The sequence below is a fragment of the Acinetobacter sp. ANC 4973 genome (assembly GCF_002135275.1).
In the GTDB taxonomy this organism is placed as follows: domain Bacteria; phylum Pseudomonadota; class Gammaproteobacteria; order Pseudomonadales; family Moraxellaceae; genus Acinetobacter; species Acinetobacter kyonggiensis.
This window is the reverse complement of sequence record NZ_NEGM01000010.1, coordinates 50,436-74,853: the sequence shown is the minus strand read 5'-3', so window position 1 is coordinate 74,853 and position 24,418 is coordinate 50,436. Positions and strand designations below refer to the sequence as shown.

At 40.0% G+C, this 24,418-nt stretch carries 18 protein-coding genes; 8 read left to right on the top strand and 10 right to left on the bottom strand.

Annotation, left to right across the window (positions count from 1 at the left end; genetic code table 11):
- The first annotated feature begins 104 nt into the window (after positions 1 to 104).
- Together B9T30_RS12610 and B9T30_RS12605 are read left to right on the top strand one after the other, a co-directional pair.
- On the top strand, positions 105 to 593 hold the full coding sequence (locus B9T30_RS12610; RefSeq protein WP_086185305.1) for a MarR family winged helix-turn-helix transcriptional regulator: 489 nt from the start codon (positions 105 to 107) through the stop codon (positions 591 to 593).
- Positions 594 to 1,253: 660 nt separating this feature from the next.
- A complete protein-coding gene (locus B9T30_RS12605) occupies positions 1,254 to 2,627 on the top strand; it encodes an MFS transporter (protein WP_086185304.1) in 1,374 nt (457 codons plus the stop codon).
- A gap of 1,212 nt (positions 2,628 to 3,839) precedes the next feature.
- Here the strand turns inward: B9T30_RS12605 and B9T30_RS12600 are convergent.
- The 7 genes from B9T30_RS12600 to B9T30_RS12570 all read right to left on the bottom strand — a co-directional run bounded on the left by B9T30_RS12600 (position 3,840) and on the right by B9T30_RS12570 (position 11,816).
- Positions 3,840 to 4,469 carry a CoA transferase subunit B gene (locus B9T30_RS12600; RefSeq protein WP_086185303.1) on the bottom strand — a complete coding sequence of 210 codons (630 nt, stop codon included), beginning with the start codon at positions 4,467 to 4,469 and terminating at the stop codon, positions 3,840 to 3,842.
- A gap of 1 nt (position 4,470) precedes the next feature.
- The gene (locus B9T30_RS12595) at positions 4,471 to 5,178 is read right to left on the bottom strand and encodes a CoA transferase subunit A (RefSeq protein ID WP_086185302.1); all 708 of its coding nucleotides are present in this window, start codon (positions 5,176 to 5,178) and stop codon (positions 4,471 to 4,473) included.
- A gap of 114 nt (positions 5,179 to 5,292) precedes the next feature.
- Positions 5,293 to 6,195 carry a hydroxymethylglutaryl-CoA lyase gene (locus B9T30_RS12590; protein WP_086185301.1) on the bottom strand — a complete coding sequence of 301 codons (903 nt, stop codon included), beginning with the start codon at positions 6,193 to 6,195 and terminating at the stop codon, positions 5,293 to 5,295.
- Positions 6,192 to 8,183 carry an acetyl/propionyl/methylcrotonyl-CoA carboxylase subunit alpha gene (locus B9T30_RS12585; RefSeq protein ID WP_086185300.1) on the bottom strand — a complete coding sequence of 664 codons (1,992 nt, stop codon included), beginning with the start codon at positions 8,181 to 8,183 and terminating at the stop codon, positions 6,192 to 6,194. The genes B9T30_RS12590 and B9T30_RS12585 overlap by 4 nt, the downstream gene beginning before the upstream one ends.
- A 19-nt stretch (positions 8,184 to 8,202) precedes the next feature.
- Positions 8,203 to 8,997, bottom strand: coding sequence for an enoyl-CoA hydratase/isomerase family protein (locus B9T30_RS12580; RefSeq protein WP_086185299.1), 795 nt, complete (start codon positions 8,995 to 8,997; stop codon positions 8,203 to 8,205).
- Between the two features lie 13 nt (positions 8,998 to 9,010).
- Positions 9,011 to 10,612, bottom strand: coding sequence for a carboxyl transferase domain-containing protein (locus tag B9T30_RS12575; RefSeq protein ID WP_086185298.1), 1,602 nt, complete (start codon positions 10,610 to 10,612; stop codon positions 9,011 to 9,013).
- A 31-nt stretch (positions 10,613 to 10,643) separates the two neighbouring features.
- The gene (locus tag B9T30_RS12570; RefSeq protein ID WP_086185334.1) at positions 10,644 to 11,816 is read right to left on the bottom strand and encodes an isovaleryl-CoA dehydrogenase; all 1,173 of its coding nucleotides are present in this window, start codon (positions 11,814 to 11,816) and stop codon (positions 10,644 to 10,646) included.
- 144 nt (positions 11,817 to 11,960) lie between these two features.
- Here B9T30_RS12570 and B9T30_RS12565 point away from each other — a divergent pair, with 144 nt between their 5' ends.
- The 3 genes from B9T30_RS12565 (at position 11,961) to B9T30_RS12555 (ending at position 15,419) form a co-directional block, all read left to right on the top strand.
- A complete protein-coding gene (locus B9T30_RS12565; RefSeq protein ID WP_074944392.1) occupies positions 11,961 to 12,587 on the top strand; it encodes a TetR/AcrR family transcriptional regulator in 627 nt (208 codons plus the stop codon).
- Between the two features lie 121 nt (positions 12,588 to 12,708).
- Positions 12,709 to 14,400 carry an AMP-binding protein gene (locus tag B9T30_RS12560; RefSeq protein WP_086185297.1) on the top strand — a complete coding sequence of 564 codons (1,692 nt, stop codon included), beginning with the start codon at positions 12,709 to 12,711 and terminating at the stop codon, positions 14,398 to 14,400.
- A gap of 215 nt (positions 14,401 to 14,615) precedes the next feature.
- Positions 14,616 to 15,419 carry a thioesterase family protein gene (locus B9T30_RS12555; protein ID WP_086185296.1) on the top strand — a complete coding sequence of 268 codons (804 nt, stop codon included), beginning with the start codon at positions 14,616 to 14,618 and terminating at the stop codon, positions 15,417 to 15,419.
- Positions 15,420 to 15,531: 112 nt separating this feature from the next.
- On the opposite strand, the gene B9T30_RS12550 is transcribed toward B9T30_RS12555, so the two are convergent.
- The gene (locus B9T30_RS12550; protein ID WP_086185295.1) at positions 15,532 to 16,710 is read right to left on the bottom strand and encodes a heparin lyase I family protein; all 1,179 of its coding nucleotides are present in this window, start codon (positions 16,708 to 16,710) and stop codon (positions 15,532 to 15,534) included.
- A 683-nt stretch (positions 16,711 to 17,393) separates the two neighbouring features.
- Between B9T30_RS12550 and B9T30_RS12545 the strand changes: the two genes are divergently transcribed.
- Positions 17,394 to 19,598, top strand: coding sequence for an OsmC domain/YcaO domain-containing protein (locus B9T30_RS12545; RefSeq protein WP_086185294.1), 2,205 nt, complete (start codon positions 17,394 to 17,396; stop codon positions 19,596 to 19,598).
- Positions 19,599 to 19,741: 143 nt separating this feature from the next.
- Here B9T30_RS12545 and B9T30_RS12540 read toward each other — a convergent pair whose 3' ends face one another.
- Together B9T30_RS12540 and lipA are read right to left on the bottom strand one after the other, a co-directional pair.
- Entirely contained in the window at positions 19,742 to 20,833 is a 1,092-nt protein-coding gene (locus tag B9T30_RS12540) for a transcriptional regulator (RefSeq protein WP_086185293.1), read from the bottom strand.
- Between the two features lie 240 nt (positions 20,834 to 21,073).
- On the bottom strand, positions 21,074 to 22,057 hold the full coding sequence (gene lipA / locus B9T30_RS12535) for a lipoyl synthase (protein WP_086185292.1): 984 nt from the start codon (positions 22,055 to 22,057) through the stop codon (positions 21,074 to 21,076).
- 362 nt (positions 22,058 to 22,419) lie between these two features.
- Between lipA and B9T30_RS12530 the strand changes: the two genes are divergently transcribed.
- Both B9T30_RS12530 and B9T30_RS12525 read left to right on the top strand, forming a co-directional pair.
- Positions 22,420 to 23,382 carry a thiamine pyrophosphate-dependent dehydrogenase E1 component subunit alpha gene (locus B9T30_RS12530; RefSeq protein ID WP_086185291.1) on the top strand — a complete coding sequence of 321 codons (963 nt, stop codon included), beginning with the start codon at positions 22,420 to 22,422 and terminating at the stop codon, positions 23,380 to 23,382.
- Positions 23,383 to 23,397: 15 nt separating this feature from the next.
- Positions 23,398 to 24,417, top strand: a complete 1,020-nt coding sequence (locus tag B9T30_RS12525; RefSeq protein WP_086166653.1) for an alpha-ketoacid dehydrogenase subunit beta — start codon at positions 23,398 to 23,400, stop codon at positions 24,415 to 24,417.
- Position 24,418 lies beyond the last annotated feature (1 nt).

Genomic DNA, 24,418 nt, shown 5'->3' with positions numbered 1-24,418 from the left:
TTAAGATACTTGATTTGTTAAATATCAATTAAGCACTTTGCGTATTCATTTATCTATGCTAATTAAGCAATATTAATTTAAATAATGACGATAGGTTTTAAGAAATGAGTCAAGTAGACCAAAATGTCTATCAGAATTCAGTAGCTCCAATTCATAATCGACTTTTTTTTCGTTTATTTCAGGCCAGCAATACCTTAGATCGCCAATGTCAGAAAGAATTAGGTATTTCATCTATACATTGGGCTGTTTTGGGGGCTTTATCGCGGCCATCAGTTAAGACGGGCATGTCTTTTTCTGACTTAACCAATTATTTAGGGGTTAGCCGACAAAGTTTGGATGGCGTATTAAAGCGTCTTGAACGCGATGGGGAAGTTCAACGTGTTAGCGATACACAGGATCGTCGGGTTAAAAATGTAGCCCTCACTGAAAATGGTCAACATGCATGGGTACAATTACAACTTAAAGTTGCTGATTTTTATCAACAAACTTTCGAAGGTTTTTTATTTGATGACATGGTGACGCTTGCGCATTTAATGAATAAATTAAATGCCAGTATTGCGAAAGTGAATCTGACGGATTCAGAGCTAAAATAAAATCTGATCGATTACAGTTCCTAAATGTATTGATTCTTTTTTCATACCAGCTAAATCTTTTAGATTTAGCTTTTTATTTGGCAAATTTATCACAATTCACAGAGAAAACTGCTCATCGGGCAAATTATTATTCTATTGAACGATGATAACGACGTATTCAATTTATTAAAATATCATCATGTGAAATTTCATTTATTATTCCAATATTACTTTTATGTTTTTAATTTAGCGCAACAAATTTATTAAAAAATGCCTTAAATCCGATCTGTTTAAATCATCATTATTTATCAATTAAAATTCACGAATAGGTCAGTTAGATGATATTTAAACTTTAAATCACAATTATATCTTATTGAATTATATAAAATAAAAAATAAATTAAAAAAATATATGTAATGCTGTTGACATATATTGGCTTTATAATTAGTTTGTTTACTTATTCGATGTTTTAGATGGGGTATAGACCAGATCAAAAAATTAAATGGAAATGGATTCCCTGATTAAAATGGCTTGAAAAATTTTAAATCGAAAAAATCTCTGATGAGAATAAGTACAGTTTTTAAAAAAATGGATAAAAATTAGGAAAACTCAAAAAAATGATTTTTTCTAAAAATATTTAGAACAATTAATGTAATGATCATAAATATCAAGGAGATGATTATGCAGTACATAGATGTACATAAAGTTGCAGATGAAGCGAAATTTAATAAGTTTCATGCAAAAGTGCTAGCTTGGTGTTTTATCATTATTATTATCGACGGATATGATATTGCAGTTGCTGGAGCTGCCTTGCCTTCTATTATGACCGAAATGGGCGTGACTGCCTCGACGGCTGGTTTTATGGCCAGTTCTGCACTTTTCGGCATGATGTTTGGCGCCATATTTCTAGGTGCATTGTCGGATAAAATTGGTCGCCGATTGACCATCGCAATTTGTGTATTTTTATTCAGTGTTTTTACCGCAGCTGCTGGTTTAGCCAATGACCCAGTGACCTTTAGTATTTTGCGTTTTATCGCTGGATTAGGCATTGGAGGGGTGATGCCGAATATTGTTGCCCAAATGACAGAGTATTCTCCTAAAAAAATCCGCAGTTTAATGACCACATTTATGTTCTCAGGTTATGCCATTGGCGGTATTTTAGCAGCGGTTATTGGTAAACAATTCATTGTTGAGTTTGGCTGGCAAGTGGTGTTTTTTGCTGCGGGTGTTCCTGTTTTACTACTGCCATTTATTATGAAATCAATGCCTGAATCTTTGGCTTATTTATTAAAACGTCAAAATCAGCAAGATTTACAAAAAGTAGTTAAGGACATCAACCCAACTATTCAAATGAACACTTCGGTTGAATTTACCCAAACCATAAAAGCGGATAATGAACACACTCCAATGGTTCAACTCTTTAAAGAGGGTCGTTCATTTAGTACCTTAATGTTCTGGGGAGCGTATTTTACTGGCCTATTCATGGTTTATGCCTTAAGCACATGGTTAACCAAATTGATGGCAATGTCAGGTTATACCTTAGGTTCTGCTTTAAGTTTTGTTATTGCATTAAATGTCGGTGCAGTCGCAGGCTGTATTATTGGTGGAGGGTTGGCAGACCGTTTCCATATTAAATGGGTTCTGGTCTGTATGTATGGGTTGGGCAGTGTGTTCTTGTATATGATGACCTTGCCAATGCCAATTGAAGTATTGTATTTCAACATCGGTATGGTGGGTGCATGTACAACAGGTGCTCAAATTGTGGCTTATGCATATTGTGGTCAATTCTATCCAAGTGGAATTCGTGCCACTGGTATTGGCATGGCAGCGGGTATTGGTCGTATGGGTGCAATTCTTTCACCAGTATTGATTGGTTTCATTGTTGCGCTAAATCTACCTATTGAACAAAATTTCATGGTGATTGCAGCGGCAGGCTTAATTGGCGCAGTGGCATTATCCTTTATTAATCACAATCGTTCTGATGCGGTATTAAGTAGTCTTAAAACTCCACCAGCAGAAAATATGAATTATATAAAAGAGCCACTTAAAGAATAAATTGGTTAAATAATTTTATAGCCTGAAACTTATTTTATACATGATATTCATCAATCATTAAAATAAGTTTCAGGTTTTTTTGTTGAATAAATTTCTTTCATCACTCATTTATACTCAACTCAATACCATAAATTTTAGTAATCAAATTGAATTTTAAATCGCATCTTTTATCGTTATTTCGATAGTACTGTGGACGTATTTTGAAGGTTTAAAGTACACAAAATACAGCGTTGCATTGTAGGGGATATACTTCTTTATATGCTGATCAATGATGTATTAAAATAAACCAATGATTCAAATTAGCCTAAGTAAAATTAAATATCATTCTTTATTGCTGCGTCATAATTTTATTTATCTAGCAATGTAAAAGCAGAGCTTTAATCCTAAGTCACTAAAATAAATAACGATTTGTTTAATAGATAACTTACATCAATCAAAAAATGTTCAACATACGATTTTTTAAAGTCAGCACTACCTCATTTAATTAATTCAATTTTTATGCCTTTGCCTAAGTATTATTTCTATTCTTGAAAGGTTAATAAATAATTGCTACGCAAGATCAAAACCTTTAGTTTCCTATACATGACATCCTGAGCAAGTTTTAAGCACTACTTTAAAATACAGTGCAAGGATAAGAAATGTGTGGCATGGATGCCACACTCATAAATCCAATACTTTCTAGAATTTATTCACGAATTTCAGTTTTACGAATGGTTTGAATTGATCAAAAAATGACTTGCGAAAGAAATCTAATAAATGTTTTTAATCGTATATTTAAGCCATTACAAAATAGCCTAAGCAAAATGATATTTTTAAAAAATGGCAATTGATTAAATTAATATTAAATTGTTATAAAAGAATTTATATTTCTAAATTATAAAATTCAGCTCAACAAAACAGTAACCGAAAAATACCTGATCAAAATCAATGAATAGAAACAAGGTTCATACCATGTTTAAGAAATCTTAAACTTATACAATTAACATCCTAAGCAGAAGGAGTCCCCAAAGACCATCTTTATAATCAACCAGTGATTTTCAAGGCAAATCTTGGCAGGATGTTTTAAGCAACATATTTTAAGAATTATGCATACTCAAAATCCGTTTTTTATTCTAAACAACTTTTACTTGCTGCCATATCTGCGCCAAAAAAATTCCCTATCAAGTTGCTCACAACTTGATAGGGAAGTGTGGAATAATTCCTACAAATCAATTACTGAATCAGGTTTACCCCTGTGACTTTTTGAATATCATCAAAACTGACATCTTGGGCAAGCTCCACCAGCTTAACGCCATGTTCAGTGATATCCATAACAGCTAAATCGGTAATAATACGATGAACCACACCTTTACCTGTTAAAGGCAGGCTACATTGCCCAACAATTTTTGGCGTTCCGTCTTTGGCACAGTGCTCCATCAGAACGACCACTTTCTGCACGCCAGCAACCAGATCCATCGCACCGCCCATACCTTTGACTTTTTTACCAGGAATCATCCAATTGGCAAGGTCGCCCGTTTCAGACACTTCCATAGCACCCAAAATCGCAATATTGACATGCCCACCGCGAATCATCGCAAATGATTCTGCACTGGAAAAAAATGCTGCGCCTTTGCGTGCTGTAACGGTTTGTTTACCTGCATTGATTAAATCGGCATCTACGGTATCAGCAGTTGGAAATTCTCCAATACCGAGCAAGCCATTTTCAGATTGCAGCCAAACATTAATATGTTCAGGAATATAGTTAGCAACAAGTGTCGGTAAACCAATGCCTAAATTGACATAGAAACCATCTTCAAGCTCAAGTGCAGCGCGCTGTGCCATTTCATTACGTGTCCAAGCCATGTTATACAGCCTCCGTTTTCAATGTCATTTGTTCAATGCGTTTCTCAGGATGTGCATTGAGCACAATACGGTTGATATAAATGCCTGGTAAATGGATTTCATCTGGATCTAAATCGCCAATTTCAACAATTTCTTCCACTTCAGCAATACTAATTTTTCCTGCCATAGCACAAACTGGATTAAAGTTTTGTGCTGTCTTACGGAAAATGAGATTGCCTGCTTTGTCCGCTTTATAGGCTTTAACCAGTGCAATATCTGCGGTTAAAGATTCTTCTAGAATAAAGTCCTGACCGTTGAACTTACGAATTTCTTTGCCTTCTGCAATCAATGTTCCGACACCTGTCGGGGTGAAAAATGCAGGAATACCTGCACCACCTGCACGAAGTTTTTCAGCCAAAGTACCTTGAGGGGTCAGTTCAACTTCCAACTCCCCATTTAAATACTGACGTTCAAATTCTTTGTTTTCACCCACGTAGGATGAAATCATTTTTTTAATTTGTTTGGTTTCCAGCAAAATACCTAAACCAAAACCATCAACTCCAGCATTGTTAGAAATACAGGTCAGTTGTTTGGCTCCAGTTTGTTGCAATGCAACAATTAATGCTTCAGGAATACCACATAAGCCAAAACCACCAACTGCCAAGGTTTGACCATCTTTTACAATATCCTGTAATGCAGCATTTGCACTTGCATAGACTTTATTCGGCATCCGATACCTCTATTTTTGTTGACAATGTCATTCATTTGTAATGACATTTTGGTTTTAAATATGAATAGAATAATCTTTGGCATAATTTCATTAAAAATCATGCCAATGTTAGCTTTAAGCACAACGAGTTTGCCAATAGGCATTGGCATAGTTGGATGGATTGGGGCGATTTAACACTTGGCTGATATTTTGGCTAGCATGCATTAAAGCATCTAAATGAATACCAGTTTCAAAACCCATTTTAGACAGCAGGTAATACAAGTCTTCAGTTGAGACATTACCCGATGCACCTTTGGCATAGGGACAACCGCCTAAGCCAGCAATGGATGAATCAAATACACGAATACCTTGCGTTAAGGATTGATAGATGTTGGCAATGGCCATGCCATAGGTATTATGGAAATGACCCGCTAAAACACGACTGTCCATTTCAGCCAAACATACTTCCCAAACTTTTTTGACTCGGTCTGGTGTCGCTGTGCCAATGGTTTCACCTAAGGAAATTTCATAGCAGCCCATATCCAATAAACGTTTGCTGACTTTAGCAACTTGTACAGGGTCAATCGCACCTTCATAAGGGCAATCGACCATACATGACACATAGCCACGGACTTTAATGTTATTGGCTTTCGCAGCTGTCATTACATCCGCAAATTTTTCCAAGCTTTCGTCAATTGAACAATTAATATTTTTTTGGGTAAAACTTTCAGAAGCTGCGGTAAAGACCGCAACTTCTTGACAGCCTACAGCACATGCAGATTCAAAACCTTTTAAATTCGGAGTAAGCAGGCTGAACTGAATATTGGAGTCTTTGGGCAATTGGGCAAAAAGCACATCGCTTTCTGCCATTTGTGGCACCCATTTTGCCGAAACACAAGAACCGACTTCAATCGACTTTAAGCCAGTTTTCATCAAATCTAAAATCAAGGCTTTACGTTGTTTCAGCGTGAGCGGTGTCTTTTCATTTTGTAAACCGTCACGTGGACCAACTTCCACGACTTTGACAAATTCACTCATGCAACATCCTCCAAAAGCTGAAATTCCACCAGTTCATCACCCGCTTTGACCTGATCACCAACCTGAAAATACCAAGAGCTGATCATGCCATCATGCGGCGCACGAATGGCATATTCCATTTTCATGGCTTCAAGCGTCATCAACACATCATCTTTTTTGACCTGTTCATTTAAAGCCACTAAAACTTGAGTAATGACCCCTGGCATAGGGGCTTTTAAATTCGCTTCAGTGCTTTGTGTATCATCAGTTGAGAATTTTTGGCTGAGATAATTAAACTTATAACTTTGACTGTCTTTAAACAGCGTTACACCCTGACTATTTCGGCTAAAGGCGAATTTATTCTGTTTACCATCTATTTTAATTTGAATGCTATTTCTGCTGAGGATTTCTCCAGCAATACGATATTTACTGTCCAAATATTCTGCAATAAATTCATCGTTTTCAGCCGTAAAGCGTACCTGAACAAGCTGCTCATCCTGCATTAATTTTAAGCAATAGCTACTGTTAATATTGATGCGCCAAAGTGATTCAGTCTGCCAGACAGGATTGTTGGCGGTTTTATTTTGGCTAAAACGGGATAACAGTTCAGTCAATGCAGCGGTGATTACCAATTGGGGTGCAATGCTATGTGTCGTTGGAAATAAAAAGGCATCTTCACGTTGAATCAGATTGGTATCCAATTGTGCCTGTTTAAAAGAGTCACAGCGCACAATACGGTCAAGAAAAGCAATGTTGTTGCCCAAACCTTCGACATGAAACTGACCTAAAGCATGGTGCATTTGTACCAGTGCTGCTTCACGGTTTTCACCCCATACAATCAGCTTGGCAATCATCGGATCATAATAGGTGCTGATTTCATCACCTTCAATAATGCCGCTGTCGACGCGTACAAATTGATTTTGCTCTGGATAATGCAAATAGCTGATTTGACCAATAGCAGGCAAGAAGCCTTTTTCAGGTTCTTCTGCATACACACGGGCTTCAATGGCATGACCATGAATACACAATTGATCTTGCTGTTTTGGCAATGGTTCGCCAAAAGCTACACGAAGCTGCCATTCGACCAAGTCCACACCGGTAATCATTTCAGTGACAGGATGTTCGACTTGCAAGCGCGTATTCATTTCCATGAAATAGGCTGTACCGTCTTGCTCGACAATAAATTCTACCGTGCCCGCGCCAACATAATCGACCGCACGAGCAGCATCAATCGCAGCTTGGCGCATGGCATCGAGTTTGTCTTGTGATACCAATGGCGCAGGCGCTTCTTCAAGCACTTTTTGATGACGGCGCTGCACCGAACAATCACGTTCAAATAAATGCACGTAGTTGCCATGTGTGTCGCCAAAAACTTGAACTTCAATATGGCGTGGATTAATCACATAGCGTTCAATCAACACTTCATCATTGCCGAAACTTGATTTAGCTTCACTTTTACAAGAACTAAGCGAACTGAGGAAATCCTCGCTACGTTCTACTAAGCGCATGCCTTTACCACCACCACCTGCACTGGCTTTAATCAGTACTGGATAGCCAATGGCATCGGCTTGTTGTTTTAAAAAATTGATGTCTTGATTAGTACCGTGATAACCCGGAGTGAGGGGTACACCGGCTTTTTCCATCAAGGTTTTAGAGGTGGCTTTTAAACCCATCGCCAGAATGGCTGCGACAGGTGGGCCAATGAAGGTAATGTTATTTTGCTGACAAGCCAATGCAAACTGGTCATTTTCTGATAAAAAACCATAGCCGGGATGAATCGCCTGTGCGCCCGTATCCAGTGCCGCCTGAATAATACGTTCGCCCTGTAAATAACTTTGTGCAGCAGGGGATTCGCCAATATAAATCGCTTCATCTGCTAACTTAACATGCTGCGCATTAGCATCTGCATCTGAATATACGGCAACCGTTGCAATGCCTAATTTTTTTGCGCTGCGGATCACACGGCAGGCAATTTCACCACGGTTCGCAATGAGAATCTTTTGAAACATAGTCATTTCCTTATTGTTGTTATGCTGTTGTCTTGATCCAAGAAGGACTTTGTTTATCTAAAAAAGCACTTAAGCCATTTTTAGCCTCATTTCCCTGACGCACATGGGCAATATGTTGTGCAGTTTGCAGCAACAATTGTTCTGTTAAAATCTGCTGATCCACCATTTGAATCAGTTGTTTAGAAGATGCTTGTGCTTGAGGGCCGCCCAACAACAGCGCTTGTATAATTTCATCCAATTTGCTGTCGAGTTGTTCTGGCAAGGTAACTTCATGCGCTAAGCCAATATTTTTGGCCTGTTCTGCTGAAATACGTTCTGCGGTTAAGAAATAACGCGAAGCCTGACGTGCACCAATGGCACGAATCACATAAGGGCTAATGGTGGATGGTGCTAAGCCTAGGCGAACTTCAGAGGTTGAAAATTTTGCGTCAGTGCTGGCAATACAAATATCACAAGCCGAAGCCAGCCCCATGCCACCACCAAAAGCAATGCCATGTACGCGCGCAATGGTAGGTTGTCTTAAACAGGCAAGGCTTTGCAGCATTTTTGCCAATTTTAGTGCATCGGCTTCATTGTCTTGCTGCGAGGCTTGCCCAGCTTGTTTCATCCAGTTCAGGTCAGCACCTGCGGAAAAACTTTTGCCGCGTCCTGCCAACACCACTACACGTACATCATTCTGTGTATTTAAATAAGTAAAGCAATGCTGTAATTCTTCAATAACGGCGGTATTAAAGGCATTGTGCAATTCGGCACGGTTAATCCAAACTGTTGCAACCTGATTAGCCTGTTCGAGCTGTAAAAATTGATAGGTCATTTTTTTCATCCTCTTACATGCGGAATACGCCAAATTTAGTCGGCACAATAGGTGCATTCATTGCCGCGGCTAAGCTCAGGCCCAATACATGACGCGTTTGTGCAGGATCGATCACGCCATCATCCCAAAGACGCGATGATGCATAGTAAGGATGCCCTTGACGTTCGTATTGATCACGGATCGGCTGTTTAAACTGATCTTCCTGTTCTACCGACCATGTTTCACCTTTTTGTTCAATCTGATCGCGCTTTAAGGTCGATAATACGCTTGATGCCTGTTCACCGCCCATCACGGAAATGCGTGAATTTGGCCAAGTCCAGAGAAAACGCGGAGAGTAGGCGCGGCCACACATGCCGTAATTGCCTGCGCCAAAAGAACCACCGATCACTAAAGTGAGTTTAGGCACGTTGGCATTGGCAACAGCCATCACCAGTTTGGCGCCATTTTTAGCAATTCCTTCATTTTCATACTGGCGACCAACCATAAAGCCAGTAATGTTTTGAATGAACAGCAATGGAATATTGCGCTGGGTACACAGTTCAATAAAGTGCGCGCCTTTTTGCGCAGACTCTGAAAATAAAATGCCGTTATTGGCAATGATGCCGACTTTCATACCAAAAAGTTCAGCAAAGCCAGTGATTAAGGTAGTACCAAAACGCGCTTTAAATTCATCAAAACGAGAACCATCAACAATGCGAGCAATCACTTCACGCACATCAAAAGGTTTGCGCGCATCACTTGGTACAATGCCGTACAGCTCTTTTGCATCAAATAATGGCGCTTCAATGTCAGCTGCGCTTTGATTCGGTTTTTTATTTAGGTTTGCCACAATGTTGCGGGCAATCGCAATGGCATGTTCATCGCTTTCAGCCAAATGATCTGCTACACCAGATAAGCGCGTATGTACATCACCACCACCTAAGTCTTCACTGCTGACCACTTCACCAGTTGCCGCTTTCACTAAAGGAGGGCCACCCAAGAAAATTGTACCTTGATTGCGAACAATAATGGTTTCGTCCGACATAGCAGGCACATAAGCGCCACCTGCTGTACAGCTGCCCATCACTACGGCAATTTGTGCAATGCCTTGGCTTGACATCCGTGCTTGATTGTAGAAAATGCGTCCAAAATGATCACGGTCAGGGAAAACTTCATCTTGCATGGGCAAGTAAGCACCACCTGAATCGACCAGATAAATGCACGGCAAATGATTCTGTTCGGCAATTTCCTGCGCACGTAAATGTTTTTTAACTGTCAGCGGATAATAGGTTCCGCCTTTAACGGTGGCATCATTGGCCACAATCATGCAAGTCACGCCATTTACCTGCCCAACACCTGCAATAACACCAGCAGCAGGGACATCATCGGCATAGACTTGATAGGCAGCCAATTGTCCAATTTCTAAAAATGCAGTGCCTGTATCAATCAGATGATCGACTCGCTCACGAGGTAACAGCTTGCCACGCGCTAAATGTTTTTCACGGGCTTTTTCACCACCACCCAATGCAATCTGTTGTGCTTTTTGTTTTAAGTCATCGACCAGCAGCTGCATGGCAGCCTGATTGATTTTAAAATCATCACTGCGGATATTAATTTTGCTTTGTAATATATTCATTCTGAACATCCCTGTTAATGCTAAAAATGTTTTATTTAGTTTCGTTAAACAGTTCACGACCAATTAACATACGACGGATTTCAGAAGTTCCTGCACCAATCTCATACAGTTTGGCATCGCGCCATAAACGACCTGCGGCAAATTCATTGATATAACCATTGCCACCTAAGGTTTGTATGGTTTCACCTGCCATCCATGTGGCTTTTTCCGCAGCATATAAAATTGCGCTGGCAGCATCTTTACGTAAGCTGCGGCTATGTTCCGCTTTGTCACATTCGGCACCTACAGCATATACAAGCGCCTTACAGGCCAACCATGTCGAATACATATCGGCAATTTTGCCTTGCATCAACTGGAATTCACCCAAAGCCTGACCGAATTGTTTACGGTCATGAATGTAGGGAATCACTGTATCTAAACAGGCATCCATAATGCCCAGTGGCCCTGCACTTAAAACAGCACGTTCATAGTCCAGACCGCTCATTAAAACTTTGGTGCCGTTACCCACGCCACCCAATATATTTTCTTTAGGCACCGCAACATTATCGAAAAATAGCGGATAAGTATTTGAACCGCGCATGCCCAATTTATCCAGATGTGTACCATGACTGAAACCGGGCATATCTTTTTCCACCAGAAAAGCAGTCATGCCTTTTGCGCCAGCTTTCAGATCTGTTTTGGCATACACCACCAAGACATCAGCATCACCACCGTTGGTAATCCACATTTTTGAGCCATTCAGCAGATAGTGGTCGCCATGATCTTCAGCTTTTAATTTCATGCTCACCACGTCTGAACCAGCATTCGGTTCCGACATGGCAAGTGCACCGACAAAATCACCTGAAACCAGTTTAGGCAGATAGCGTTTTTTTTGTTCCTCTGAACCATTACGCTTAATCTGATTAATACATAAGTTAGAATGTGCGCCGTATGACAAGCCAATAGAGGCGGATGCACGGGAAATTTCCTGCATTGCCAGAATATGGGCTAAATAACCAAGGTTAGTACCACCGTATTCCTCATCAACCGTTAGACCCAACAAACCCATATCACCAAATTTTTTCCATAGGTGAGCAGGGAATTTATTGTCTCGGTCAACTTGCTGAGCAATTGGTGCAATTTCCTTTGCACAAAATGCAGCGATTGAATCACGAAGGGCAAGTAAGGTTTCATCCAAACCGAAATTTAAACTTTGCAGATTCATTTCTTCATTCATCCTGATGGTTATATTTGTTGTTCAAAGCATTTTTATTGTGCTTGATTTTTACCATACAACGATTTTACAAAAAAGTGAATCAAAATTCACAAAATGATTTACAATTCATTTTATCTGGTTGAGAATACGATTATGAGTTATAAAAGATCATCATTGATGCAGGAGCGTATGGAACAAAATCGTCAGACGATTTTGCAATCCGCACGTGAACTGATTGCTCAAGGTGGATTTAAAGATGCACAAATACAGGCGATTGCTGAACGTGCAGGCGTATCGAGTGGTCTGGTTTATCGTTATTTTGATAACAAGAGTCAGGTGTTAATTGAAATTTTAGCAGAGGCCATACAGCATGAAATTCAGATTCTGAATGCCATTGCTGCCAGTGAACTTTCAGCAAAGCAGAAATTACACAAGGCAGTGACCACTTTTGTTAAACGTGCTCTAAACAGTCCACAACTGTCGTATTCGTTGATGTTTGAACCTGTCGATCCGTTGATAGAACATGAGCGTTTTCGCAGTAAACAACTGATTAAACAAAGTATTAACCAAATTCTTGCCGAAGGGAAAATCAATGGTGAATTTGGCTTTGAAGATTTAAACACCGCAGCGCTGTGCGTGGTGGGTGCAATGACTTTCGTGGTCATTGAACCGTTAAATCCATCAAAAAATGTCATGTTTGATCAGACGTATAAGGATTACTTTGTCAAACAAATTGCCGATTTTTGTGTCAGTGGAGTATGCATAGCAGAGGAGAAATAAGCGGTTAAACACAAAAGCTAAGCACAAGAATAATGCTGTTTGAGAAAGTCGTCCTGAGTTAAAAAAATGAACAATTAAAGTGAAAGAATCATAATTACAAAGAATCAAGGAGAGTGATTCAATGACACAAGTACGGTTAAGTTATGCCTATGGAACAAGCAGTCAACCCTTACTTGGGATGACGATTGGTGAAAAGTTTGACCAAGCCTGTCAGCAATATGCGAATCAGGATGCTGTCATCAGCGTGCATCAAAATGTACGTTTAAGCTATAAGCAGTTACAGGCTCAAGTCAATGCTTTTGCCTGTAGTCTGCTTAAATTAGGCTTGGAAAAGGGCGATAGAATTGCGATTTGGTCACCCAATTGCGTGGAATGGACCATTACCCAATTTGCAGCATTTAAAGCCGGTATTATTTTAGTCAATTTGAATCCTGCATATAAAAGCAGTGAGCTTGAATATGTACTCAATAAAGTGTCCTGTAAGGCATTGGTGATTGCATCACAATTTAAAAGCAGTAATTATCAGGAAATTTTAACCAAAATTGCCCCTGAAATTACGCAATCGACCAGCAAACTGTTATCGGTTAAACGACTACCACATTTGCAACATATCATTAAAATTGATGAAGATACGCATGCTGGCATTCATCGTTTTGCTGATTTACTGCCTGAACCCACACCCGTACAGCTCGACCAGTTACAGGCAATTGCCGCAGATCTTCAGTTTGATGAAACCATTAATATTCAATTCACGTCTGGCACCACGGGCAATCCCAAAGGCACCATGCTGACCCACAATAATATTTTAAATAATGGATATTTTGTCGGTGAAGCCATTCACTTAACGCCACAAGACCGCGTTTGTATTTCTGTGCCTTTATTCCACTGTTTTGGCATGGTGATGGGCAATTTAGCCTGCATTACGCATGGTTCTGCCATGATTTATCCATCGGCTGTGTTTAATCCACTCGATACACTCAAAGCGATTCAGCAAGAAAAATGTACCGCTGCTTATGGTGTTCCGACCATGTTTATTGCACTGCTTGAACATGAACAGTTCGATGAGTTTGATTTGTCTAGCTTGCGTACAGGCATTATGGCAGGCAGTCCGTGTCCACGTGAAATTATGCAGCGTGTGATTGAACGGATGCATATGTCAGAAATTACCATTTGTTATGGCATGACTGAAACTGCACCTGTAAGTGCGCAAAGTTCAACTTCAGACTCTGTTGAACGTCGTGTCGGCACAGTCGGGCGCGTCCATCCACACCTTGAAATCAAAATTGTTGATGAAAATGGTAAAGTTGTGCCACGTGGCAAACTGGGTGAACTCTGCGTGCGCGGTTATTCCGTCATGCTGGGCTATTGGGAAGATAATGATAAAACTGGAGAAGTCATTGATGTCGCCAAGTGGATGCATACGGGTGATATTGCCGAAATGGATGATGAAGGCTTTGTGAAAATCAAAGGTCGCATTAAAGATGTGGTGATTCGTGGCGGTGAAAACTTGTTCCCTAAAGAAATTGAAGATTTTCTTTATACACATCCAGATATTTCTGATGTGCAAGTGATTGGCTTACCTGATGCACGTTATGGTGAAGAACTTTGTGCATGTATTATTTTGCACGATCATCACCAAGCCAATGAAGAAGAAATCCGTAGATATTGCGCAGAGCATATTTCTCACAATAAAGTGCCACGTTATGTCCGTTTCTTTACTGAGTTTCCAATGACGGCTTCTGGCAAGGCACAAAAATTCAAATTGCAGGAATTTATGCGTCAAGAGCTTAATCTGATTGAAGATATTGCCTGATATTTATTATCAGGTATTGATTATCAGGTTCTGTATTTCTCCTTTTATTTCAGTGTATAGAAATAAAAGGAGAAGCAAGATTTTAATGCTTAATTTCAATCTTTATTTTTAATGATCTTTATGCCACATCTAAATGATGTAAAGCTAAATGATGATATGAAAAATAAATAAATTCAATGTTATAAAGTAAAAGCCAACAGGTAAATAGGGAATATATGTCAGCTTATTATTCATTATTAAACAGTGAACAACATGCCGATGGTAGTGTCACGGCTTATTATCGTTCCAATATTCATGCACAGGGTGCATGGAATCCACATGAACAGCATATGGCACCTGCAACGGGTATTATTTGTGCTGAGTTGGAGCAATTTCAATTGCGCAATGACATGCGTATTGGTCGAATCAGTTTGGATATTTTTGGTTTAATTGCATTTGGTGAATTCAGTATTACTACGCGAATGATTCGAGCAGGGAAAACCATTGAACTCATTGAATCTGAAATGCAAGCCAATGGTAAGACCTGTATTGTGGCACGAGCATGGAAAATGATGACACAGGATACAAAAGCCATTGAAGGTCTAGAAGACCAAAAGGTGGAGCATCCAGAAAATCTGGAAATTTGGGAAGGGATGAAACACTGGCCGGGTGGATTTATTCAAAGTATTGAAACTCGTGCAAATACAGAGCATCGGGCAGGTAAAGGCGTTGTTTGGCTTACTACGCCTTTGGCTATGATTGAAAAGCGACAGAGCACTGATTTTGTCGCTTTAATGGGCTTGGTCGATACCGCCAATGGTATAGTTCCAAGACAAAAACCGACAGATGGCTGGGCATTTCCAAATCTAGATTTACAGATCCATTTACACCGTTTACCCCAAGGCAAGTGGTTGGGTATCGACGCGATCCAGCAATTTGGTACAGATGGTATTGGAATGACCAGTTCAATTTTGCATGATGTGCATGGCCCTTTTGGTCGCAGTGAGCAAATTTTAACATTAAGAAAGTTAGCGATTTAGCGTATTGAACAATGCTGAAATAAAAATAGCGAGTGAGGTAAAATTTAAAATACCAAAAGAAATTGCCCACTCGCTATCGCTTAAAATATGGGTATTAGGCAATGAATAACTGTTAATTCAGATCTTTGATCACCACATCTTTATGATAAACCACTATAGCTTGTCCTTCTATTGGACGGTTTAGCGCACCTTCTCTCCAGCTGGATCTATAAATCCCCATTTGGAAATAGGGTGGCCAAGCTTGATGATAATTGTTTTCTCCAGAAATTCTTGCCACTTCCTTGTCATTATGTTTCACCACAATTAACCCTGGAATCACTTGCTGATGAGCATCTAGCTGAGACCATTGAATATCAAAATTCCAATTATGCCATTGATCATAATTTACAGGCACGTCTAGAACATAACGCTTTAAGACCGTTTCGGGTACAGCTAAGGGAGAAGATAAAGGCTTTAATTGATATACATGTAGCTGCCATTCAGGTTTTTTCCCAAACAGGACTAACGCAATAGGTGGATTCAAATTTTTATTGTTCAGGCTGTAACCATGCCATTGGGTTAAAATAGTTCCATAATCAAAGCGTGGCCATGTAGAAGGAATATAATGGGAAACTGAATAATTATAATGTCCCCATTCAAACTGCTTTCTTTGAATTTCTGCTCTGTAAGATTGACCATCATCAGGAACTGTAAATTTTGCAACATTTTGCCCACTGCCCGCAGGGTCTTTAACAATTTCTGCTGAACTACTATTTTCCATCTGAAGTCCAATTGAACTCCATGTGTAGTCATTTACATTGATATTTGCTTTATCAACAAGGATGCTTCCTGTCCAAAATCCATCACGAAATACTACTTTGCCCAATTCATTTTGAAGTGGTGTAATCGGTTTTTCCACAACCTGTATCGACACTACACTACTTTGACTCTCTAATTCGCCATCATTGACGCTTAAACTAAGTTCATAACGACCCATCCTGTCAGGTCTAAATTCCAATGTTTTGTTATTGGTTGATCCTATAAAAGAATTGCTGTTTTCAGGCTTAGATTTGACAGACCATTTATACTGAAGCGTTTGAGCGTGATCATCCTTACTTTGCGAACCATCCAGCACAATTGAAGATCCGACTACGATAGATGCAAAGTTATGCTGTGATTGAATGATTGCAACAGGAGCGCTATTTTGTGATTCTTTAGCAGGTATTTCTATTGAAGCTTCTTCGCTTCCACCGCCACATGCAGTCACTCCTAAAAGCATAGAGCATATTAAATAAGGTTTAAGTTTTTTCATTCAAATCCATTCTCATTATATTCAGTACTCGCTTGACTCGAGGTTTAATCCATAACCTTGTTCCAATATGTAAAGTTGGAGCGGGATAACAAGTCAAATTTTTGGAATACCAAAATTCCTAAAATTATGCGTCCTATTATACTAAGCGCGTCAATAAATGATCTTTTTGTTTTTAACCGATGGGTCAAAATATTTGTGATTCAAGCACTTATTATTGTTGAATTTATCCAACAAGATCACACGATCTAATACACTTAAATTTTGTAAAATTAAATGATGGTTATGAATATATGAAAAAGTACATAGCAAGAAAAATGCATTGAAGGTGATTTGGTCAGCCTGCTTGAGTATTAGATCGCCTATTTTAAATGCAGTATTGCTTGTACCTGACTGCAATGCATGATTTTTGCAGAGTAAGTCGGGGGAAATTTAAGTCTAAGTTGTTATTATTTTAAATAAATTTCATAAATAAGCTGGAAAGACAGACAAAAGTTATCAACTCCACAAAATAACTCTATAATAGCGCCCATCATTACTAGAGTCAGTCGCTAAGTGTGGCCACTGAACGCATTGCTCTAGTCACTCTTTTTTTAAGTCAATTTCTTATCCGTGATTCGGCTTATATCTCAATATTTGGAATTTTATGTGTCCGTACTGACACATAAGAATAGTTAGGTGCCAGCATGGAAATCAAGGTTAATTATCTCGACAACCTTCGACAAGAAGCCAAGTTCGATGACTTCTCGGTGATTGCCGATCAGCCGATTCGCTATAAAGGTGATGGTTCTGCACCCGGTCCGTTTGACTATTTTCTGGCATCATCGGCATTATGTGCGGCTTACTTTGTAAAAGTGTACTGCGCAGCGCGTGATATTCCGACTGACAATATTCGCCTGTCGCAGAATAATATTGTTGATCCAGAAAATCGCTACAAGCAGATTTTTAAAATTCAAGTTGAGCTGCCTGCCGATATTTCAGAAAAAGATCGCCAAGGCATTTTGCGCTCAATTGATCGCTGTACCGTAAAAAAAGTGATTCAAACAGGGCCAGAATTTATTATTGAAGAAGTAGAAAGCATTGATGCCGATGCACAAGCGTTGCTTATGCCAAGCTTGACTTCAGAAAACAGTACTTTTATTGCAGGTAAAGATCTGCCGTTAGAAGAAACCATTGCCAATATGTCCAGTATTTTGGCAGGCTTAGGCATGAAGATTGAAATATCTTCGTGGCGTAACATTGTGCCGAACGTGTGGTCTTTACATATTCGTGATGCACAATCACCAATGTGTTTCACCAATGGTAAAGGCTCAACCAAAGAAAGTGCTTTGGCTTCGGCACTGGGTGAATTCATTGAGCGTTTAAATTGTAATTTCTTCTATAACGATCAGTTTTGGGGTCAAGACATTGCCCATGCTGAATTTGTGCATTATCCAGATGAAAAATGGTTTAAGCCGGGTGCAGAAGGTGAGTTACCGACTGAAATTCTTGATGAATATTGTCTAGAAATTTACAATCCAGACGATGAACTGCTGGGTACGCATTTATATGATACCAACTCAGGCAATACTGAACGTGGCATTTGTTCATTACCATTTGTACGTCATTCCGATGGCGAGGTGGTGTATTTCCCATCGAACTTAATTGAAAACTTATATTTAAGTAACGGCATGAGTGCAGGCAATACCTTGGCTGAAGCACAGGTACAATGTTTGTCAGAAATTTTTGAACGTGCTGTGAAACGTGAGATTTTGGAAGGTGAAAAGACCTTACCTGACGTACCGCAAGACGTATTGGCAAAATATCCAAGTATTTTGGCAGGGATCAAAGGCTTAGAGGAACAAGGTTTTCCAGTATTGGTAAAAGATGCTTCATTGGGCGGGAAGTATCCTGTGATGTGCGTGACCTTAATGAATCCGCGTACGGGTGGTGTATTTGCCTCATTCGGTGCGCATCCAAAATTGGAAGTGGCATTAGAACGCAGTCTGACAGAATTGTTACAAGGTCGTAGTTTTGAAGGTCTCAATGATTTACCAAAACCAACCTTTAGCAGCAATGCCGTAACTGAACCGAATAACTTTGTTGAACACTTTATTGACTCTAGTGGTGTGGTGTCATGGCGCTTTTTTAGCTCGAAGTCAGAATATGAATTTGTCGAGTGGGACTTTACCAATCAAGGTGAAAATTCCAATGCTGAAGAAGCTACGGCGTTATTTGGCATTCTTGAAGATATGGGCAAAGAAGTCTACATGGCGGTGTATAAGCATTTAGGTGCAACAGCTTGCCGTATTTTGGTGCCAGGTTATTCGGAAATTTATCTGGTTGAAGACTTAGTCTGGGACAACACCAACAAAGCATTGTTATTCCGTGAAGATATCTTGAACTTACACCGCTTGGACGATGAACAGCTTGAAGCATTGGCTGAACGTCTAGAAGAAGTTGAAGTGGATGATTACACCGACATCACCACATTGATTGGTATTGAGTTTGACGACAATACGGTTTGGGGGCAGCTCACTATTCTTGAGCTAAAACTGCTGATTTATATTGCTTTACAAGCGTTTGAAGAAGCGAAAGAACTCGTGGAAACCTTCCTTCAGTACAACACCAATACCGTTGAACGTGGATTGTTCTATCAGTGTATGAATGTGGTTCTAGAAGTCGAACTTGATGATGAGATGGACTTGGATGATTATGAAGCCAATTTCCGCCGTATGTTTGGTGACGAACGTATGGATGCAGTCATTGGTTCTATGGACGGTAGTGTACGTTTCTACGGTTTAACAGAAACAAGTATGAAACTTGAAGGCTTAGACCGCCATTTACGTTTAATTGAAAGTTACAAAAAACTGCATGCGGCTCGTGCCAAAACGCTAGCTTTAGCCAGTTAGGATTAGAGTCATCGCTAGGCGCAACCACAAGTATGACGGGGTTGCGCCTAGTGCTGGCTGAGTTACTAAAGTTTAAAAAAAGCAAAATTGAATAACTGAGTTTTTCAATTTTGCTTTTTTTATCTAATAAAGATGAATGCGGCTTAGAGTAATTTTAAAAAATAATCTCTATAGTTGTTGTCTTGTGGAAGCAATTCCAAAAGACGCTGTACCGCATCAATCCGTTCAGGAACACGACCAATAATTCGTAACAATTGATCAATATCTTGCATCTGATAAATAAGATGGCTGAGTCGTGCATCAAAACAGTTACGCCATGTACTTAAAAATGGACTTTCAGATTTACTGAGAAAACTTCCTTTATATAGCGCGAAAGTACTGGCAAGAAAGCCTGCATTTAAGGATTGTTCGGCTCTTAAAAAGTCGCATTGAATTTCACAGCTTAATTTGTAAATGCGGGGTTCAATACAATTTGGCAGTAAGTTGCGCAGTTGGGAAAGCTCTGCTTTAAGTGTCTTAATGCTGACATCGCGTTCGCCGTACAAGGCATAATGCAATTCATCTAAACCAATTCCATTTTTATGTAAGGCTAAAATACACAGGATCTCAATTTGTCGGTGACTCAGGGTTAAAACCTGCTGATTAAACTGAATCCAAGGTGTACCTAAGGCTTTAATGTACAGTACATTTTTCTGCTCAAACTGTATGGCACGTTGTACCAAATCTGCACAACGCTCAACTGCAAGTAAACCGAGTGGCGTATGCTTTTTATATTTGGTTGAAAGGTTGATAATGCCATGAAACTGACCAGAGCTGGGATCTAAAATCGGTGCTGCATAGCACACCCAGTCCCGCACGCTGTCCATTTGATTTTCATGCGAGTAAACGCAGCTAGAGGTATGGCTGTTTAGTGTCAGTCCAATGGCATTGGTTCCAACTGCCTGAGTTGACCAATGTCCACCTTCAATGAAATGAACCTGCTCGGCAGAAGAAAGCATGGCTGAGCTGCTCCATGTCCATAACAATGTACCGTGATGATCCGTTAAACCAATCGCCATGCCAGAATCATCGGCAATTTTAAGCAAATCAGTATAATTATGCTGAATAGAACGGCGGAACAATGAAGGCTGAGATTCTTGCGGCAGGGTTAAAATAGGCGCTGCATGAACCGCAGCCAGATTGACCAAATGCGTAGTTTGCAATGCTTGAGCATGTGCTTTATTGAACAGGTTCATATCATATTCCTTTATGATTGGGCTGCAATATCCATAATGCCCAGTGCCTATTTCTATTCTCATATTACAAGCCATCTATCTTTTTATCTATGGCCTGATCTTTGGTTAGTCGTACTTATTGTAGGCTTACTTTAGAACCCTCTTGATCAACAAGAAATACTTATTTCTGACTCAAATGTTAAAAAAAGTAACTGTTTTGCTAGAAATATACTTTGGCAAAACTGGTGAGCTATTTTCTCATTATGTACGTTTATCCCGTTTAAATGGCTTGGGCACAGGTTCACCATAATATTGACGGTCGGCAAAATAGCTGGAACGTACCATTGGTGCACTCCAAATATTTTTAAAGCCCAAACGCTCTCCATGTATTTGATAGTGTTCAAACTCTTGCAAAGAAACAAAGCGTTGAATAGGTGCATGTGACTTCGATGGCTGTAGATATTGGCCAATCGTTACATAATCGACCCAGTGATCACTCAGGTCATTCAGCAGAACAATGACTTCAGCTTCCACTTCACCTAAGCCGACCATCAGCCCGCATTTGGTTGGAACATCTGGACAGTATTCTTTAAACTTTCGCAGCAAATCCAGCGAATGTGCATAGTCAGAACCGGGGCGCATGGCACGGTACAGGCGAGGAACGGTTTCAATATTATGATTAAAAACATCAGGTGGATTTTCACTGAGAATTTTTAACGCAATATCCAGACGAGCGCGAAAATCAGGAACTAAAACTTCAATTAAAGTTTCTGGGCTAGTTTGGCGAATTTCTTGAATACAGTCAGCAAAATGCTGAGCACCGCCATCTTTTAAGTCATCTCGATCTACCGAAGTAATGACCACATATTTTAAATCCAGATTTTTAACCGTTTCGGCCAAGTGCCGTGGTTCATCAGGATCCAATATATTGGGTCTGCCATGTGCGACATCGCAAAACGGGCATCGGCGCGTACAGATATCGCCCATAATCATAAAAGTTGCGGTGCCACCGCCAAAGCATTGCGGCAGGTTGGGGCAAGCAGCTTCTTCACAGACAGTATGCAGTTTTTGCTGGCGTAATAAGTCTTTGATCTGCCTGATTTCTTCAGGATGGTTGATTTTGGCACGAATCCATTCTGGCTTTTGCAGAATCTTTTCGGTGGCAATAATTTTAACTGGGATGCGTGCAAGTTTCTCTGCACCCCTTAATTTTTGACCTGTTTGAACGGCGTGTTTTAAATCCATTTTAAATAGTCCATTAAATAAAATAATTAAAATATGAGAGAACATTATTATTTATAATGTCAAACCCTGTTTATATTACTTAAATTAAATAATTCAAATAAAAATAACAACAATATTAAACAAAGGTTGGTTAAAAGTTGGTTTTGATGATTTTTTGATGATTAATAAAAAATTACAAATATTAAGTTATCTCAAATTATTGTTTTTAATTACTTTATTTTTAATATTTGTGCTTTTGCTATTTAGTCTAATATTAAAATAAAGAGAAATATTTTTATATAAACAAATAAATTCTGAATATTAATTTAGAGTTTTTACATTATAAATTTTGCTTTTTATAGTAAAGAGAAAGGATTAAGAATATGCAATTAACGGAAGAGCAATTGCTAGCTGCATATAAGCGTATGCGAGATATTCGTGAATTTGAGGATCGGCTTCACGATGAAAATAATACTGGCGATATCCCCGGCTTCATTCATTTATACAGTGGTGAAGAAGCCGTTGCTGTTGGGATTTGCGAAAATTTAACCGATAAAGATTTTATTACCTCGACCCACCGTGGACATGGTCACTGCATTGCCAAAGGTTGCGATATTCACGGCATGATGCTGGAAATTTTTGGTAAGGATGACGGTCTGTGCCGCGGTAAAGGTGGTTCGATGCACATTGCCGATCTGGATAAAGGCATGTTGGGTGCAAACGGTATTGTCGGCGGTGGTCCACCTTTGGCGATTGGGGCGGCTTTAAGCGCCAAAACATTAAAAACGGGCGGCATCGGTTTGTCCTTTACTGGTGACGGCGGTTCAAATCAGGGCCTTACCTTTGAAGCCATCAATATGGCGGTGGTTTTAAAACTTCCTGTTATTTTTGTTTTTGAAAACAATGGTTTTGGTGAAGGCACTGCGCATGATTATGCCGTGGGTAGCAAAGATATTGCAGGGCGCGCCGCTGGGTTTGGTCTACCGGCTGAAAAAGTGGATGGAACAGATTTTTTTGCGGTTTATGAGGTTGCACAAAAGGCCATTGAACGGGCGCGTCGTGGTGAAGGGCCGAGCGTGATTGAAACGGTCACTAACCGTTTTTATGGTCATTTTGAAGGTGATCCGGGGCTGATCCGTTCCAAAGAAGAACTGGATTATGTGAAAGAGCATAAAGATCCGCTGAAAATTTTCCGTGAAAAAGTCAAAGGCAAAATTGATGAAGCCAAACTGGATGCGATTGATGCAGCTTCAAAAGCCAATGTTGATGATGCTGTAGCCAAAGCACGCGCAGCAAAATATCCAGAAGTTTCCCAACTACTTACCGATGTTTACGTCTCTTACTAAAGGAATAGTAAAGCAATGCCAAATAAAAGTTATCGAAATGCGATTAAAGAAGCGATTGAATCAGAAATGCGCCGTGATCCTTCGGTCATTGTGGTGGGTGAAGATGTCCGTGGCGGTCATGGCGGCAAAAATACCGACGACAATAAACTGGAAGGTTTTGGCGGTGTATTGGGTGTTACTAAAGGTTTATGGACAGAGTTTGGTTCAGAGCGCGTTATTGATACTCCAATTACCGAATCTGCCATTATCGGTATGGCAGCAGGAGCAGCCGCGACAGGCTTGCGTCCTGTAGCCGACCTGATGTTCATGGACTTCTACGGTGTGTGCTATGACATGCTGTATAACCAAGCGGCAAAATTCCGCTATATGTTCGGTGGTAAGGCCAAAGCACCAATGGTGGTACGCGGCATGATCGGTGCTGGTTTTTCTGCCGCAGCACAGCATTCACAGTCTCCTTATAATGTCTTTGCCTCAGTTCCCGGCTTAAAAGTCGTTGTACCGTCTAGTGCTTATGATGTGAAAGGCTTACTGATTCAAGCCATTCGTGATGATGATCCAGTGGTGTTCTGTGAGCATAAATTGCTGTATGACATCAAGGGTGAAGTACCCGATGAGGCTTATACGATTCCTTTTGGCGTGGCGAACTATACCCGTGAAGGGACGGATGTCACCATCATTGCCTTAAGCTTAATGGTGCATCGCGCCAATGAAGTTGCAGACAAGCTGGCGAAAGAGGGCATATCAGTTGAAGTCGTAGACCCTCGAACCATTTCACCTTTGGATGAAGAGGGTATTTTAGAGTCGGTTGCTTCAACTGGTCGTGTTGTGATTGTCGATGAATCTGCTGCCCGCTGTGGCTTTGCCCACGATGTTGCAGCGCTGATTGCACAAAAAGGCTTCCACTATTTAAAAGCGCCAATTGAGTTGGTGACTCCGCCACATTCACCTGTACCGTTTTCCCCTGTGCTAGAAAAAGAATGGCTGCCAAGTGCAGCGCGTATTGAACAGGCTGTACGTAAAACTTTGGAGGCTTAGG

What these genes read in the sequence shown, in the direction of transcription:
- B9T30_RS12610 (WP_086185305.1), top strand. Translation starts at nt 105, where the DNA reads ATGAGTCAAGTAGACCAAAATGTCTATCAGAATTCAGTAGCTCCAATT.
- B9T30_RS12605 (WP_086185304.1), top strand. Translation starts at nt 1,254, where the DNA reads ATGCAGTACATAGATGTACATAAAGTTGCAGATGAAGCGAAATTTAAT.
- B9T30_RS12600 (WP_086185303.1), bottom strand. Translation starts at nt 4,469, where the DNA reads ATGGCTTGGACACGTAATGAAATGGCACAGCGCGCTGCACTTGAGCTT.
- B9T30_RS12595 (WP_086185302.1), bottom strand. Translation starts at nt 5,178, where the DNA reads ATGCCGAATAAAGTCTATGCAAGTGCAAATGCTGCATTACAGGATATT.
- B9T30_RS12590 (WP_086185301.1), bottom strand. Translation starts at nt 6,195, where the DNA reads ATGAGTGAATTTGTCAAAGTCGTGGAAGTTGGTCCACGTGACGGTTTA.
- B9T30_RS12585 (WP_086185300.1), bottom strand. Translation starts at nt 8,183, where the DNA reads ATGTTTCAAAAGATTCTCATTGCGAACCGTGGTGAAATTGCCTGCCGT.
- B9T30_RS12580 (WP_086185299.1), bottom strand. Translation starts at nt 8,997, where the DNA reads ATGACCTATCAATTTTTACAGCTCGAACAGGCTAATCAGGTTGCAACA.
- B9T30_RS12575 (WP_086185298.1), bottom strand. Translation starts at nt 10,612, where the DNA reads ATGAATATATTACAAAGCAAAATTAATATCCGCAGTGATGATTTTAAA.
- B9T30_RS12570 (WP_086185334.1), bottom strand. Translation starts at nt 11,816, where the DNA reads ATGAATCTGCAAAGTTTAAATTTCGGTTTGGATGAAACCTTACTTGCC.
- B9T30_RS12565 (WP_074944392.1), top strand. Translation starts at nt 11,961, where the DNA reads ATGAGTTATAAAAGATCATCATTGATGCAGGAGCGTATGGAACAAAAT.
- B9T30_RS12560 (WP_086185297.1), top strand. Translation starts at nt 12,709, where the DNA reads ATGACACAAGTACGGTTAAGTTATGCCTATGGAACAAGCAGTCAACCC.
- B9T30_RS12555 (WP_086185296.1), top strand. Translation starts at nt 14,616, where the DNA reads ATGTCAGCTTATTATTCATTATTAAACAGTGAACAACATGCCGATGGT.
- B9T30_RS12550 (WP_086185295.1), bottom strand. Translation starts at nt 16,710, where the DNA reads ATGAAAAAACTTAAACCTTATTTAATATGCTCTATGCTTTTAGGAGTG.
- B9T30_RS12545 (WP_086185294.1), top strand. Translation starts at nt 17,394, where the DNA reads ATGGAAATCAAGGTTAATTATCTCGACAACCTTCGACAAGAAGCCAAG.
- B9T30_RS12540 (WP_086185293.1), bottom strand. Translation starts at nt 20,833, where the DNA reads ATGAACCTGTTCAATAAAGCACATGCTCAAGCATTGCAAACTACGCAT.
- lipA (WP_086185292.1), bottom strand. Translation starts at nt 22,057, where the DNA reads ATGGATTTAAAACACGCCGTTCAAACAGGTCAAAAATTAAGGGGTGCA.
- B9T30_RS12530 (WP_086185291.1), top strand. Translation starts at nt 22,420, where the DNA reads ATGCAATTAACGGAAGAGCAATTGCTAGCTGCATATAAGCGTATGCGA.
- B9T30_RS12525 (WP_086166653.1), top strand. Translation starts at nt 23,398, where the DNA reads ATGCCAAATAAAAGTTATCGAAATGCGATTAAAGAAGCGATTGAATCA.